This window comes from Acinetobacter sp. YH12137, from assembly GCF_013418535.1.
GTDB lineage: Bacteria > Pseudomonadota > Gammaproteobacteria > Pseudomonadales > Moraxellaceae > Acinetobacter.
In genome coordinates this window covers 90,408-103,816 of sequence record NZ_VPBW01000003.1, presented here as the reverse complement: position 1 = coordinate 103,816, position 13,409 = coordinate 90,408, and the positions used below count along the sequence as shown (strand labels likewise).

At 40.5% G+C, this 13,409-nt stretch carries 15 protein-coding genes; 6 read left to right on the top strand and 9 right to left on the bottom strand.

Features of this window, described 5'->3' with window-relative positions; all coding sequences use genetic code 11:
* Window positions 1–10 precede the first annotated feature (10 nt).
* Together FTU72_RS02685 and ispH are read right to left on the bottom strand one after the other, a co-directional pair.
* Window positions 11–442: a Tfp pilus assembly protein FimT/FimU gene (locus tag FTU72_RS02685; protein WP_180052407.1), complete on the bottom strand. Its 432-nt coding sequence runs from the start codon at window positions 440–442 to the stop codon at window positions 11–13.
* A 164-nt stretch (window positions 443–606) separates the two neighbouring features.
* Complete coding sequence (ispH, locus tag FTU72_RS02680; protein ID WP_111884160.1) at window positions 607–1,557, bottom strand: 4-hydroxy-3-methylbut-2-enyl diphosphate reductase; 951 nt, start codon at window positions 1,555–1,557, stop codon at window positions 607–609.
* 135 nt (window positions 1,558–1,692) lie between these two features.
* Between ispH and gmk the strand changes: the two genes are divergently transcribed.
* From gmk to FTU72_RS02665, 3 genes are all read left to right on the top strand, one after another.
* A complete protein-coding gene (gene gmk, locus FTU72_RS02675; protein ID WP_004787090.1) occupies window positions 1,693–2,316 on the top strand; it encodes a guanylate kinase in 624 nt (207 codons plus the stop codon).
* A gap of 77 nt (window positions 2,317–2,393) precedes the next feature.
* Window positions 2,394–2,675, top strand: a complete 282-nt coding sequence (rpoZ, locus tag FTU72_RS02670) for a DNA-directed RNA polymerase subunit omega (RefSeq protein ID WP_180052408.1) — start codon at window positions 2,394–2,396, stop codon at window positions 2,673–2,675.
* Between the two features lie 217 nt (window positions 2,676–2,892).
* The gene (locus FTU72_RS02665) at window positions 2,893–4,998 is read left to right on the top strand and encodes a bifunctional (p)ppGpp synthetase/guanosine-3',5'-bis(diphosphate) 3'-pyrophosphohydrolase (protein WP_180052409.1); all 2,106 of its coding nucleotides are present in this window, start codon (window positions 2,893–2,895) and stop codon (window positions 4,996–4,998) included.
* 73 nt (window positions 4,999–5,071) lie between these two features.
* On the opposite strand, the gene FTU72_RS02660 is transcribed toward FTU72_RS02665, so the two are convergent.
* Window positions 5,072–6,130: an RNA-guided endonuclease TnpB family protein gene (locus FTU72_RS02660; RefSeq protein ID WP_180052410.1), complete on the bottom strand. Its 1,059-nt coding sequence runs from the start codon at window positions 6,128–6,130 to the stop codon at window positions 5,072–5,074.
* A 131-nt stretch (window positions 6,131–6,261) separates the two neighbouring features.
* Between FTU72_RS02660 and FTU72_RS02655 the strand changes: the two genes are divergently transcribed.
* From FTU72_RS02655 to bfr, 3 genes are all read left to right on the top strand, one after another.
* A complete protein-coding gene (locus tag FTU72_RS02655) occupies window positions 6,262–6,645 on the top strand; it encodes a RidA family protein (protein ID WP_004787096.1) in 384 nt (127 codons plus the stop codon).
* 218 nt (window positions 6,646–6,863) lie between these two features.
* Window positions 6,864–7,058 carry a bacterioferritin-associated ferredoxin gene (locus FTU72_RS02650; RefSeq protein WP_159122679.1) on the top strand — a complete coding sequence of 65 codons (195 nt, stop codon included), beginning with the start codon at window positions 6,864–6,866 and terminating at the stop codon, window positions 7,056–7,058.
* A 226-nt stretch (window positions 7,059–7,284) separates the two neighbouring features.
* Window positions 7,285–7,749: a bacterioferritin gene (bfr, locus tag FTU72_RS02645; protein WP_180052411.1), complete on the top strand. Its 465-nt coding sequence runs from the start codon at window positions 7,285–7,287 to the stop codon at window positions 7,747–7,749.
* A 54-nt stretch (window positions 7,750–7,803) separates the two neighbouring features.
* Here bfr and FTU72_RS02640 read toward each other — a convergent pair whose 3' ends face one another.
* The 6 genes from FTU72_RS02640 to FTU72_RS02615 all read right to left on the bottom strand — a co-directional run bounded on the left by FTU72_RS02640 (window position 7,804) and on the right by FTU72_RS02615 (window position 13,269).
* Complete coding sequence (locus FTU72_RS02640; RefSeq protein ID WP_180052412.1) at window positions 7,804–9,438, bottom strand: PglL family O-oligosaccharyltransferase; 1,635 nt, start codon at window positions 9,436–9,438, stop codon at window positions 7,804–7,806.
* Between the two features lie 91 nt (window positions 9,439–9,529).
* The gene (tfpZ, locus tag FTU72_RS02635) at window positions 9,530–10,264 is read right to left on the bottom strand and encodes a TfpX/TfpZ family type IV pilin accessory protein (RefSeq protein ID WP_180052413.1); all 735 of its coding nucleotides are present in this window, start codon (window positions 10,262–10,264) and stop codon (window positions 9,530–9,532) included.
* A gap of 68 nt (window positions 10,265–10,332) precedes the next feature.
* Window positions 10,333–10,821, bottom strand: a complete 489-nt coding sequence (locus FTU72_RS02630) for a pilin (protein ID WP_373685604.1) — start codon at window positions 10,819–10,821, stop codon at window positions 10,333–10,335.
* A 219-nt stretch (window positions 10,822–11,040) separates the two neighbouring features.
* Window positions 11,041–11,601, bottom strand: coding sequence for a TPM domain-containing protein (locus FTU72_RS02625; RefSeq protein ID WP_180052415.1), 561 nt, complete (start codon window positions 11,599–11,601; stop codon window positions 11,041–11,043).
* Window positions 11,595–12,638, bottom strand: a complete 1,044-nt coding sequence (locus tag FTU72_RS02620) for a TPM domain-containing protein (RefSeq protein WP_180052416.1) — start codon at window positions 12,636–12,638, stop codon at window positions 11,595–11,597. Before FTU72_RS02620 ends, FTU72_RS02625 begins: the two co-directional genes overlap by 7 nt.
* Before the next feature lie 37 nt (window positions 12,639–12,675).
* Window positions 12,676–13,269: a LemA family protein gene (locus FTU72_RS02615; RefSeq protein ID WP_004787108.1), complete on the bottom strand. Its 594-nt coding sequence runs from the start codon at window positions 13,267–13,269 to the stop codon at window positions 12,676–12,678.
* Between the last annotated feature and the right edge of the window lie 140 nt (window positions 13,270–13,409).

The window sequence follows — 13,409 nt, the reverse complement described above, 5'->3', positions numbered from 1 at the left end:
TTCCTTCCCCTCAAGTCGGACAACTTGTTGCCGCTTTATTGTAAACAACCGTTCCACCCTTTTGTACATACACATATGCTTTTAACGCAGCATCACTACTGTGTTCAAAAATAAAGCACTGTCCGTTTGTGGAAACACTGGTCTGCCCCAAACGATTAAAAGTCACACTGCTATCCCCACTCGTTTTTGTGACATGCGTTGGCACCCAAGTTTTAAAAGATGTTGCCACACTACTATCTAATGCTACGACCCGATCACTCTGTTTAAAAATCGCTTCTGATCTCGTTTCGCTCAATAAATCCACAAAATCACGGGTATCGCTTCGCAATTGATTACTCCGAACCATTTGGATAAAAGACGGAGCCGCCATCATCGCGATAATCGCCATCACAGCAATCGTCACCATCAATTCAATTAATGTAAATGCTTTATTTTTCTGCATACTCCCCCCAAGGCGCGCCAAACTTTACCCTATTAAAAATAATATCTAATTAAATTACAAAACAAACACAAATAAGGATAAAAGGCATAAAAAAACAGATAATTGCCAAAAAGCAATTATCTGTCAATTCTTAAAAAAATTCAGAATGTTAAGTCATTAACACTTTATGCCTGAGTTACAGGAATACGTAACTCTTTTGGCAAACTAAATGTAATATTTTCTTCACGACCATCTAACTCTTGCGGTGCTTTCGCCCCCCAATCTTGTAGGCGCTGAATTACCTGTTTAATTAAAATTTCAGGTGCAGATGCTCCAGCAGTTACGCCAATTTTAGTGTGTTCATTAAACCATTCTTGCTGCAACTGATCTGCATTGTCCACCAAATACGCATACTTACCCATCCGTTCAGCCAATTCACGTAATCGGTTCGAGTTCGAAGAGTTCGGTGAACCCACAACCAAAACAACATCACATTGCTCAGCCAGATCACGTACGGCATCTTGGCGGTTTTGAGTAGCATAACAAATATCATCTTTACGCGGCCCCTGAATTTCAGGAAACTTCTGACGTAAGGCATCAATGACTTTTGCTGTGTCATCTATAGAAAGCGTTGTCTGAGTTACAAACGCTACTTTTTCAGGATGCACCACTTTTAGATCAGCAACATCTTGTTCATCTTCAACCAAATAAATCGAACCACCATTTTTGGTGTCATATTGGCCCATTGTCCCTTCAACCTCAGGGTGACCTTCATGACCAATCAAAATCGCTTCCACTCCCTCACGTGCATATTTGGTCACCTCAATATGTACTTTAGTGACTAGAGGACAGGTCGCATCAAAGACTTTTAAGCCACGGCGTTCAGCTTCCTGCTGTACAGCCTTAGACACACCATGTGCACTAAAAATCACGATATTGTCATCTGGCACTTCATCTAGCTCATCGACAAAGATTGCACCACGTTGACGTAAGTCATCTACAACAAACTTGTTATGGACCACTTCATGACGCACATAAATAGGTGGATTAAAGCATTCTAGGGCACGGTTCACGATCGCAATGGCACGATCCACACCGGCACAGAAACCACGCGGGTTAGCTAAAACAATTTCCATAGAAATCCTCAATACTCACTCAATTTATGGCGCTACAATTGAAATAAATGTAAAACAATCGACGTACAACTATTTAGTTTAAAGCCGGTCTACTCTAAAATAGAGAAGATATTTTATCATATCAGGAAAAATATCATGTCGGGTCTCTTGTTTGTCGTTTCTGCAGCGTCTGGAACGGGCAAAACATCCCTCGTTAAAGCATTACTTGAACGCGTCAACAATCTTCATGTTTCTGTTTCTCATACGACACGCGGTCAACGACCTGGCGAACTCGATGGTGTACATTATCATTTCTCGACTAAAGAAGACTTTTTAAACCTGGTCGAAGAAGGTGGTTTTATTGAATACGCCGAAGTCTTTGGTAATTATTACGGCACAGCGCAAGCGACTGTAAAAGAACAACTTGCTAAAGGTCATGATGTACTACTTGAAATTGACTGGCAAGGTGCACAACAAGTTCGTCGACTTTTTCCTGAATCTAAACAGATTTTTATTCTTCCACCAAGCCAGTTTGATTTGCGTCAGCGTCTTTCCAACCGTGGTACAGACTCTGTTGAAGTGATTGAACACCGTCTTAGCTGTGCAGTCGAAGACATGCAGCAGTACGTCAACTTTGATTATGTCATTATCAATGATGACTTTAATAAGGCATTGCATGATCTTGAATCTGTGATTATTGCCAATCGACTGGTCCTTTCCCAGCAAGCGACCCGCCATGAAAAATTAATCCAGGCTCTAATTACTCCAAGCGAACAGTGATTAAAACTTGAGTCTCCAGACAAAGCATTTTATACTGTGCAGTCTGTTGAAATTTACTATTCAAAACGAGAATTCTTATGGCACGCGTAACCGTTGAAGATTGTTTAGACCATGTAGACAACCGCTTTGAGCTTGTACTAGTGGCAAGCAAACGCGCGCGTCAATTGGCACGTCAAGGCATTGAACCAACTGTAGAATGGGACAATGACAAACCGACTGTAGTTGCTTTACGTGAAATCGCTGCAGGTCATGTATCAAAAGATATTTTGAAACAACGTGATCAAGATTATCCAACTTCAAGTTTAGACCTTGCTCTTTCTGCAAATAATCTAAATTTAGATGGTTTTTCTTTCCAATAAGAATAAACCATTCCGAAAAGCCTAGTTTTAAACTAGGCTTTTTTTGTTCTGTGACTTTTATATTTTGCGCAGAACGGTTATAACATAAGGGTTAGCTCTAAAGTCAGTATAAATTTTTCACTTGTTGATATGAAAAAACTGACCCACTTTATGTTATACATTTCATACGAGCTTTTTCTGTTTTATTTGTTAAAAAATCCAGTTTTAAAGGTGTTTTATGCCAGGCCCACAGGTCAGTGAAGCTAAGCAACAGTTAAAAATCATCATCGACGCGTACTTAAGTGAAAGCGATGTCGAACGTGTGCTTGCGGCCTGTGATTATGCCGATATTGCCCATGATGGCATTACCCGTAAAAGTGGTGAACCTTATATTCTGCACCCTATCGCGGTGAGCTGTATTCTGGCCCATATGCGTCTGGATACTGAAACCTTAATGGCAGCGCTGCTGCATGATGTCATTGAAGATACCGACTTCAATAAAAATGACATTACTGAAAAATTTGGCAGCACGGTTGCAGAGCTGGTTGATGGTGTCACCAAGCTCAGCCATTCCAGTGATAAGGAATATAATAAAGCGGCCTCTTTCCGAAAAATCCTGCAAGCTACTTTACAGGATCCACGTGTCATTATTGTGAAACTGGCAGATCGCTATCACAACATGACTACGTTGGAAGCATTACGCCCGGATAAACGTGCTCGTATTGCCCGTGAAACCTTTGAAATTTTCGTTCCAATGGCACGCTTGGTCGGCATGAACGAAATGGCAGATAATCTGGAACATCTCTGTTATCAGAATCTGGATCTGGATATGTATAATGATGTCCAGGCTGCCCTTTTAGAAACCAAGCCTAAACGCTGTGAATATCAGGCCAAGTGGGAACAGAAACTTAACGAATTACTACAGCAATATGCCATTGAAGGCCGGGTTAAAAAGAAAAACAATAATATCGAGCTATTACGCCATTTTGTAAAAAATGATATTGATCTGCAGGAACTTACACATAGCCACGCATTTGAAATTATCTTACAGAGTATTGCCGATTGTGACCATCTCGCAGATATTCTGACTGAAAGTTTTACGGTTCAAAATTATCAGGACAATATTCGCCGCCCCCTTCCAGGCGGCAACCAGTCATTAACCATGCGATTAAAAGGCGAAAAGACCACCCTGTCACTGACTATTCAAACTGAACTGATGCGTAAAGCTGCACGCTTTGGCGTCGTACTTGGTGAAAATGCCCCTCAAGCCTGTCGCTCTGCCATTCAGGCATCCATGCAAAATCTGAACGTACTGGTTGATGGTGAATGTGCCAAAACCACGTTCAGCGAATTACTGGATTATCTGCATCAGGAAAAAATTTGGGTTTATACCCCTCACGGTCATCTGCATGAATTGCCGCAAGGTGCGACTGCTGTTGATTTTGCCTATGCCGCCAGCCTGTTCCTGGGTAACCACGCTATTGGCGCTAAAATTAATGGTGAAACCAAACCGCTTTCTACGCCATTATTGAGTGGTCAGGTCGTTGAAGTTATCACTGATGTTCTTGCAACCCCAAACCCGGACTGGCTCAGCTTTATTAATACCCAAAAAGCCCGTCGCGCGATTCAGAATATCCTGCGCGATCAAGACATTGATGAACAGCGCCTTGTGGGTCAACAGGCCCTCAACCGTGCCTTAAAACTTTTCCAGTGTTCTATTCTCGATCTGACCGACGCTGACTGGAAAAATGTACTGGAATGGCGTCATGTTCCCACTAAAGAGCAACTATTTGAACAGATTGCTGTAGGTGACTTATTACCACAACTGGTTGCTAACCATTTATTTGCACATGACCAGCATCAAAATGCGAATAGTTCAGGTCGTCTTATTCAGGGTACAGAAGGTGTAGATGTTAAATACGCACATTGCTGCAACCCGGTACTTGGTGATCCAATTCAAGGTCATCTGACTCGTCGTGGCCTAATTGTACATCGTGCCCGTTGCCATAATTTATTGCAGGAACAACATATGCATCCTGAAAATATTATGCCTCTACAATGGACGACTGAAGATTTGGATGATGTCAGCTTTACTGCCTATCTCTGTATTGATCAGGCCATGGACGATGAACAGATTTCCGATCTGATTTATCAATGTCGTAAAGGCCATACAGGTGTAGAGATGGTGCGTAATTATGATGGCAAAACTTATGTAAATATTGTGGTGCATAACCGTAAACAGATTGCCAAGATTATTCGTGATTTACGCATGCATTTTGGTTTTCCACGTATTACCCGCTTAGAACAACCGCTCAATATTGCTGAAACCTCTAAAGCCAGTTAATCATTTAAAACGATAATGCTTTTGTCAGTTGAATTGATCTAATATGATGTATGTTGATGTTGACATCCTCCAGCTAAAGCAAGCGGATTCCTACTGCTAGACGCTCATGCCCAAGCGCAAGTATGTTCTTAGCGGAATTTAAATCACGATGATTTATACTTCCACACTCACATTCCCATACTCTTATTCGCAAATCTGTTCTACCTTTGGGACTGCTAGAGGTGATTTCACCGCAGCACGAACAGATTTGGGTTGTGAATTTCTCACTGACTTCCTCAAACAATACCCCTGCGTTCTCGCATTTATACTTGAGCATTGTTTTCAGTGCTGAAAATCCTGTGTCCAAAACAGATTTCGCCATCTTGGTTTTTACAAGTTTGCTCGCACTTAAGTCACCTACAACAATCAGTGCATTTTCTTTCACAAGCAGAGTGCTTGCTTTATGCAAATGGTCTTTACGACAATTGGCAATTTTAGCGTGTAATGCACGTACACGTTTTTTATTTCTTGCTCTTTGAGCAATCCCTAATTTCTGCTCGTAATTACGGTAAAACTTAGGATTTGAAATTACAGTACCATCTGAGCAGGTGGCAACGTCTTTTAGACCAAGATCAATACCAATCACTTTAGTTGCCGTTGGTTTGTCTTGTTTAGGTGAGTCTACAACAAGACACACATACCAGTGCCCACGACTATCCTCAACGCATGAGCCTGTTCTCACGCTGTATTTACTTATGCCGTAGCTATCCCATAGCTTAAATTTCTGCTTGCCGTATTGCACATATCCATCAGCATATTTAATCGCTACTTTTTTAAATGGTATCCAACCAAGCGAACGTCTTGCTGACTTCTTGTTACTCACACGCCATTTCAGCTTTGCTTTCTTGTGTTGTCTTCTTTTATCAACATATTCTTCTGTTATCCCTTGCACTGTTTGACTATGCAAACCACACAATTTTGAAGTTCCTTTTGTGTATTGAGTCATATCAAATGCTGAGAAAAAGTCACCTGTTCTTTTCAGGTGTTTGAAACTCAAATCATTCACATAATTCCAAACAAAGTTCACCTCAGATGCTAATTGGTCTAGCACCTTGCAATGTTTGTCTTTTATGCGTAATTTAAGTGTTTTCATGAGCTTATTTTAGATCATGTTAAATTAAAGGTGTTGATCTTAAAAAATTCAACGACATTTTATGTCGTATCGCTTATATCTCTGCCCTGAAGGACAGAGTTTTACGCTCCATTTGATAAAAGGAGAAATTAATGTTCCGCCAAGTAATCCATACTGAAAATGCCCCTGCTGCCATTGGCACCTATTCGCAAGCCATTCTTGTGGGCGATACCCTGTATCTATCTGGTCAAATAGGTTTAGATCCATACAGCATGGAACTGGTTGAAGGCATTGAAGCACAGATTCGCCGTGTATTCGATAATTTAAAAGCCGTCTGCGAAGCGGCCGGTGGCTCTCTGGCAGACATCGCCAAACTGAATATTTATCTGACTGATTTATCGCACTTCCAGCTGGTGAATCAGATTATGGGTGAATATTTTGCCCAGCCTTATCCAGCACGTGCAGCACTCGGTGTTGCCAGCCTACCGAAAGATGCTCTGGTCGAGATGGATGGCGTAGTCATCATTCAGCAATAATTTTTAAAATTTATGTAACACCTAAGCTTCTATATTTCGTTTGCAATCATGAATCACTCAAGCAAAAACCCGAGCAATAATCGGATTTTTGCTTGAGTGATATTTTTTTATCTAAATCACCAATCACAATAAAAGCTATTTCAAATGATTTTTATTGACAAACGATAACAATTATCAATAATATTACTTATCTTATTTAAACACTGTGGTTGTGTCCTATGTACGTTTGTTTATGCCGTGGCATTACAGATCAAGACATTAAAGATGCTATTGCAAATGGCGCTGAAAATTACCGTGATGTACGTGAAATGCTTGACCTAGGTACATGTTGTGGTCGTTGTGCTCCTGAAGCCCGTATGATCATCAGTGATGAAATTTCCCAGATTGCTGCACGGCTTGCGGTTGCTGCCTAAAGCGGATAACGATAATTATAAAATCAATGGTCTCGTATCATTACTCCTCCCCCGCCTCTGACTCTGGCGGGTTTTTATTGCTTTATATTTCACCTGAAGCTTTTTGATTGCGATTTTCATTTGCAGTTCAATAAATTACTCGCCATTGCTCGCTCGATTGATTTAAGATAAGTTAATCAAAAACCCATAGCGATGAATGGGTTAACAGGCTATATGGAGTGATACGATGAAAGGCAATCGTGATGTAATTAATCAGCTGAACCAGGTGTTGTATCACCACCTTATAGCGATTAACCAGTATTTCCTGCATTCACGCATGTTTAATGACTGGGGCATTGAAAAACTGGGTTCAGCAGAATATAAAGAGTCCATCCGCCAGATGAAGCATGCCGATAAAATCATTGAACGTATTTTATTTCTAGAAGGCTTACCAAACCTACAACATCTTGGCAAATTGTATATTGGCCAGCATACTCAAGAAGTACTGCATTGTGATGTACGTAAAGTAAAAGAAAATATTGAAGTCATTCAGCAGGCTGTGGCTTTGGCAGAAACACAGATGGATTATGTGACTCGTGACTTGGTGCGAGAAATTCTGGAAAAGGAAGAGGAATATCTGGACTGGACCACAACTCAGCTTGATCTGATTGAAAGTATTGGTATCGAAAACTATATTCAAAGCCAGCTCTAAACTTAGAATAAATCAATAAAAAAGCCAGCAATTGCTGGCTTTTTTATATGAAATTTATCTTGGCATATCCTGAATCAATTCCTCATAACTGAGTTCGGTTTTTTGAATGACCTTCAGACGTTGCAGCTGATGCCTGGCTTCATCTTTATAGCCATTAAAAGCTAGCAGTTTGGCGTATTTAATCAGATTATATTTAGTTGGATAACTTAATACCATCTGCTCACCTGCTTGAATCTGTTCAGAGGATGTTTTGCTATAAGGGTTAAGACGAATCCAGTCAATACGATGATTAAATTCTGTTAATAAATAAATTGGCTGTTGATTGGTGATTTTTTCGGGCTGTTGCTCATAACGAATACTTTGCCCAAGTTTTGGTACAGCGATATCATAATCCCGATAGATCACAATCAATAACAGCAGCCCCAATCTGAAAATAAGTTTCATTGCTATAGCGGGCAAAGTCACGGTTTTGATATTTGGATTTTGGGCTAGAACCGTACCAATAATAAACCCAACCGGTAAAAGGAAATAGGCGTAATGCTGAGGAAACTCAAACATGGCATGGGTAAGAAAAGCTCCAATTATCAATATACCAATGACCGACTCAGGGTTTTTTACCCATCTTTGTAGCTGATAACCTAGATAGCCGAAATAGGCTAAAAAAGGCAGACCAACAATCAGCCCATTCCATAGTAAGAAATCAATAATAAAGTTATGTGCACTGCGAATCCAGACTGGACCTTGCACTGTATCACTGATCGAGACAAAGGCAACACTGGTCTGATACCAGCCATAACCAAACCATGGCTGTGCCTGAATGGCCGCTAGCATTTGCTGCCAAATCGCTAAACGAGACATATCTCCTGTAGCACGTGCTACTACATCGCGGCTTTGTACCACATCTGCATCTATCGCTTGAGCAGCCAACTGACCGAGTAATGGAAAAGCGATAATATAAATAACAAAGAAGCCAAACCACAGACTGCTGTAATACCATTTCAGGCGAATAACACCTTTATATTGATAGAATGCCAGATAAAGCATGATTACAATGGAAGCCACCCAGGCTGTACGAGACTGACTTAAAGCAACTCCCATAACAATAGGTAAAGCACAAGCCATGAGCCATTGGGTCGGGATTTTTTTCTTCTCATACAGATAAAGACAGCTCATCAATGCCATGACCAAAAAAGTCGCCATATTGTTCGGCTGGGCAAAGTTGGCATAAGGTCGCTGGTTGCCACTAATATTGACCATGCCTGGCAATATTGAATCCAGATTAGACCACTGACACAGCGCAATTAGACCCGTAATCGTTCCTGAAGCCAAAAACACATAGCTCAGATTAGTGAAAGTTTCTTCCCGGTTATAGTTTCCTGTAGAAAAGTTATAGCCAAGTACACTTGCCAGCCAAAAGCTAAACACAAAAATAAAGCCCATCATGGCGGTGCTAAAGAAAAATACTTGTCCTGTTAGTAAATGTATAAGCGGTACACAAGCAAGTAGTAATAAAGGTAAGCTTACGGCTGGTATTTTTAATTTTTCTTTTAAGCAGATTGCAGCTAATGCAAAAAGCGCAAAAAAAGCATAGAGTTCACCTGTATAGGTGACCCATGGACGGTAATGTACGGGCATGAGCCATGCAAGGGAGATGAGGATTGCTGCAATGAAGGCAAGCGTAAATTTCATGGAAATATTAGGCGGTAGATGTTGGACGTATGATAAACAAAAAGCAGATTAAAGGGTAACCTGCTTTTTGCTTTGACCTTTCAAATACAGACTAGTTCCAGGGGCGAAGATCGACAATTTTAATCACCTCAGCTTTTTCTTTATTAATTAAAACCACCATATCTACTGCATTGGCTTTGAGGGGTAGCCAAGTATCTGCATTTGGATATTTTGCTAAAGTTTTTTCAACGTCTACTTTTGAGTTGTATTGTTGCAGTTCTGCAAGCGACAATGCTTGTTGTTGGATTTGGTGTTTAGCTTGGGAAATTGGGCGATAGTATTGAGGTTGTTGAGCAATACTAATGTTAGATTGTACTTCTTCCAACATTATCTTTAATTGCTCTTTAGGATCTTGAGGTTTAGTTTCAACAAAAATATATTTCGGTCTAATAACAGGCAAAGGATAATCTAGGCTTTCCTCTATCATATCATTAGCACGAATAAGCTCGAAGCGATCTGCTGTATAAGCAATCCATACAGGACGACCTTGATACATGGCATATATACCATAAATCAAAGCACTCAGCTGAATAATGACAATAATTAGCAGATCCATTTTTAAAGTTTTCTTATATTTTTTATAAACAATAAAAGTTAGTGCAGGTCCTAGTACTACATCGATAGCTAACATTAGGATGAATAAATTTTCTACACCTGTAGCCTGCGCAAGTGGTGCGGGATATAGTAGAAAAAAAACCAATATAAAGCACAGTAATGCCAAAATGCCACTTAGTACAAAATGAATCACACTGGCTCGCCATTTATCATTTAGTATGGGGTTAAGCATAAAATCTCCTTAAACACATATAAAAAAACAGTCCGAAGACTGTTTTTTTAGAAGCAAGCTATTAATTATTAACGGCAAGATGCTGGAACATATTTTTTATCACCAGAGAAAGTACATTCCCAAGTTTTAATTGGTACATTAGTACCAGTCACATAATTAGCAGCAGTCATTTTCGTTGTACCTTTACCAGTAGCATCAATTGCAGCATATGGAGTAAGAGTCAAAATTTTGCCATTTGGATCAGTTGCTTTAATATTTTGTACCGTCACTTGAATTTCACCAAGCGGTGTTGTCTTCAATTCTTTAACATATTTACTAGCTACAGGTGTACTAGAACCTACTTCACCACAACCCCAGCTATTAGCAGTTGGTGCCGCTTTTAATCCAGAATCTGCGGCTTCAGAAATAGTATTTTTACAAGTAGTTCCAGCTAACACAACTTCGGACATTTTTGCACGTGCTGTATAGTCTTGATAAGCAGGAAGTGCAACCGCTGCAAGAATACCGATAATTGCTACAACAATCATTAATTCAATAAGGGTAAAACCCTTTTGCATAGTTTTCATAACATTCTCCACAAATGTTTTTGTTTATTTATAAGCTTAAAGAAAATAGCTCATTTAGCTTATTTTATATTTAGCACTAAGTGTGCCAAGTCTTATTATAATAATTTTGTCAGAAAAAACAGCAGTTTAAAAAAATATTTTTATTTTTGTAATTATTGTGTTTAATTTTGTGTAACTAACTGACAAAAATTGTCAGTAAGTTGACATAGTTCACCCCAATATTATCGGTTTATTTCCTAATTCATTTTCCAAATCATCTATTTTCCGATCATAATATTGATCTAAAACCTGTCCAATCTGTTTTACCCCCTCAATCACGCCTTGTTTAAATTTATGTTGCTTTAAATATTGAATAATATTTTGGCAAATCTGATCCCAGACTTCCTGAGTTGTTGCCTGTTTAATTCCCCGATCAATCACAATTTCTACTTTATGATCACAGAGGTTTAAATATACAAGCACACCACTATTATGCTCTGTATCCCAGACCCCGAGTTCAGCAAAAAGTTGTCGGGCTCGACAAAGCGTATCCTGGTAATAAGCAGAACGAGAAGGTAGAGATCCTTCAATCACCACCTGAATTTCTCCTACATGCCCATGCTCTGCTTCTTCTACAGCTAATGCAATCGCATGCTGATCCTGCTTGGAGAAAAACCGCTTGGTTGCCGGCATATAAAAGAAATGCTTGAGCCAGCGCTTAATACTCGGCTGCGCATGTTCTTCCAACTTCGGCCGCGTGACAATTTCTGTTGTATCTGTAGTTGTTACCATGAGCCTGATGCTCCTCCCCCCCCAAAGCCGCCACCGCCTCCACCGAAGCCGCCGCCTCCAAAACCACCACGTCCACTACCACCGCCACGACCTCCACCTGCCATAAAGGCATGCAGGATCAACTGAGCAAGTGAGGTCACGAGCAAAAAGAAAACTCCAGCACCTATTAATAGGCTAGCGACCAATCCCATGCCATTGACCAATCCAGCTGCAGTTCCAGCCACTGCAGCAGTGGCTGCACTCAGCTTTCTGCCAAAGATCATGGAACCAATGACGCCAGCAACGATAATAAAAATAACCGAACCAAAAGTCGCTTGAGATGCTTGCTGCGCTTTATAAGCCTGCTCCTGACGCTCTTTAAGCTCAGCCGCTGCTTGAGCTGCAATTTCTGGATCCAGATTTAGAATACGCTCTATTTCTGCCAGCCCAGCATCTATCCCTTGTGCATACTGACCCTGCTTAAACAAAGGTGTAATTTTGTTATTAATAATCCGTCCAGCCACAATATCTGGCAAAACACCTTCTAACCCATATCCAGTTAAAATCTGGATACGATGGTCATTTACCGCAATGGTCATTAACAAACCATTATCATGTTCTTTTGAGCCCAATTGCCAGCGATCCGCCACACGCATGGAATAGTCAAAAATATCTTCCTGGCCTGTAGTAGGTACAATTACCACCCCGATCTGAGCCTTACCTGCCTGATAAAGATTGATAATTCTTTGACTAAGTTGCTGTTTTTCTGCTGCCGTTAATAAATTTGCCTGATCAATCACCGGCTCATTCATGCTGGGCAAGTCACGCTGAACCTGACCTTCTGCCATATCATTGGCAATTTGTGGCTGCGGAGCTGTAGCGGCTGATTCTACATTTTGATCCGTAGTATTCTTTTTAGGCTGCAAAATTTCACGTGCAACAATGACTTCTTCTGTATCAGTTGCCGTTGCTGTTTCACTCCAGGCAGGATTCATCAGGCTCATAATGAGACTGAGAAATATACCTGTACAAAGTTTTACAGCGCTCGTATGCATCATTGCAGCCACCTTATTAGCAGATTACCCAAGATCAAGCTTAGTCAAATGAAACCTTAGGTGCCTGTTGCGCACTCTGCTCTGCACTAAAGTTTGGCTTGGTATCCATTCCAATCACTTTAGCCGTCATCACCTGCGGGAACTGACGTGCATAAGAGTTGAAATCTTGTACAGTGGTAATATAGCGGTTACGTGCTACTGCAATACGGTTTTCAGTACCTTCAAGTTGTACCTGCAGATCGCGGAACTGCTCGTTGGCTTTCAGATCAGGATAATTTTCAGTTACTGCCAGTAGACGTGACAAGGCACTGGTCATTTGTGCCTGTGCCTCCTGATAACGCTGGAACAATTCAGGATCTTCCAGCACTTCACGATCAACTTTCAAACCTGCCACATTGGCGCGTGCCTGAGTCACCTCAGTCAATACCTGCTCTTCATGCGCTGCATAGCCTTTTACCACATTCACCAGATTCGGCACCAAGTCAGCACGGCGCTGATACTGGTTCTGCACTTCAGACCATGCCGCAGTTACTGCCTCATCCTTGACTTGTAAGGTGTTATAGCCACAACCTGTAAGCGTCAGGGTACTGGCTAACATCAGAGCAATGAAAGATTTTTTTAATACAGGGATCATCTTTTATCCTCAATTCTTTATTGATATTTATTTAATTAATTTGATTTTAAACATATTTTTCTCATTTTTTGTTAATTTTTATAATTTTTTACTTTTATCGTTTTTATTTCTTCTGTTCTGCTTCAGAGCTACGAATTAAT

Excerpts from the sequence above, each read along its gene's own strand:
- FTU72_RS02640 (WP_180052412.1), bottom strand. The coding sequence starts at position 9,438 with ATGAAATTTACGCTTGCCTTCATTGCAGCAATCCTCATCTCCCTTGCA.
- tfpZ (WP_180052413.1), bottom strand. The coding sequence starts at position 10,264 with ATGCTTAACCCCATACTAAATGATAAATGGCGAGCCAGTGTGATTCAT.
- FTU72_RS02615 (WP_004787108.1), bottom strand. The coding sequence starts at position 13,269 with ATGATCCCTGTATTAAAAAAATCTTTCATTGCTCTGATGTTAGCCAGT.
- FTU72_RS02665 (WP_180052409.1), top strand. The coding sequence starts at position 2,893 with ATGCCAGGCCCACAGGTCAGTGAAGCTAAGCAACAGTTAAAAATCATC.
- FTU72_RS02660 (WP_180052410.1), bottom strand. The coding sequence starts at position 6,130 with ATGAAAACACTTAAATTACGCATAAAAGACAAACATTGCAAGGTGCTA.
- FTU72_RS02685 (WP_180052407.1), bottom strand. The coding sequence starts at position 442 with ATGCAGAAAAATAAAGCATTTACATTAATTGAATTGATGGTGACGATT.
- FTU72_RS02625 (WP_180052415.1), bottom strand. The coding sequence starts at position 11,601 with ATGGTAACAACTACAGATACAACAGAAATTGTCACGCGGCCGAAGTTG.
- FTU72_RS02620 (WP_180052416.1), bottom strand. The coding sequence starts at position 12,638 with ATGATGCATACGAGCGCTGTAAAACTTTGTACAGGTATATTTCTCAGT.
- gmk (WP_004787090.1), top strand. The coding sequence starts at position 1,693 with ATGTCGGGTCTCTTGTTTGTCGTTTCTGCAGCGTCTGGAACGGGCAAA.
- bfr (WP_180052411.1), top strand. The coding sequence starts at position 7,285 with ATGAAAGGCAATCGTGATGTAATTAATCAGCTGAACCAGGTGTTGTAT.
- ispH (WP_111884160.1), bottom strand. The coding sequence starts at position 1,557 with ATGGAAATTGTTTTAGCTAACCCGCGTGGTTTCTGTGCCGGTGTGGAT.
- FTU72_RS02630 (WP_373685604.1), bottom strand. The coding sequence starts at position 10,821 with ATGCAAAAGGGTTTTACCCTTATTGAATTAATGATTGTTGTAGCAATT.
- FTU72_RS02655 (WP_004787096.1), top strand. The coding sequence starts at position 6,262 with ATGTTCCGCCAAGTAATCCATACTGAAAATGCCCCTGCTGCCATTGGC.
- rpoZ (WP_180052408.1), top strand. The coding sequence starts at position 2,394 with ATGGCACGCGTAACCGTTGAAGATTGTTTAGACCATGTAGACAACCGC.
- FTU72_RS02650 (WP_159122679.1), top strand. The coding sequence starts at position 6,864 with ATGTACGTTTGTTTATGCCGTGGCATTACAGATCAAGACATTAAAGAT.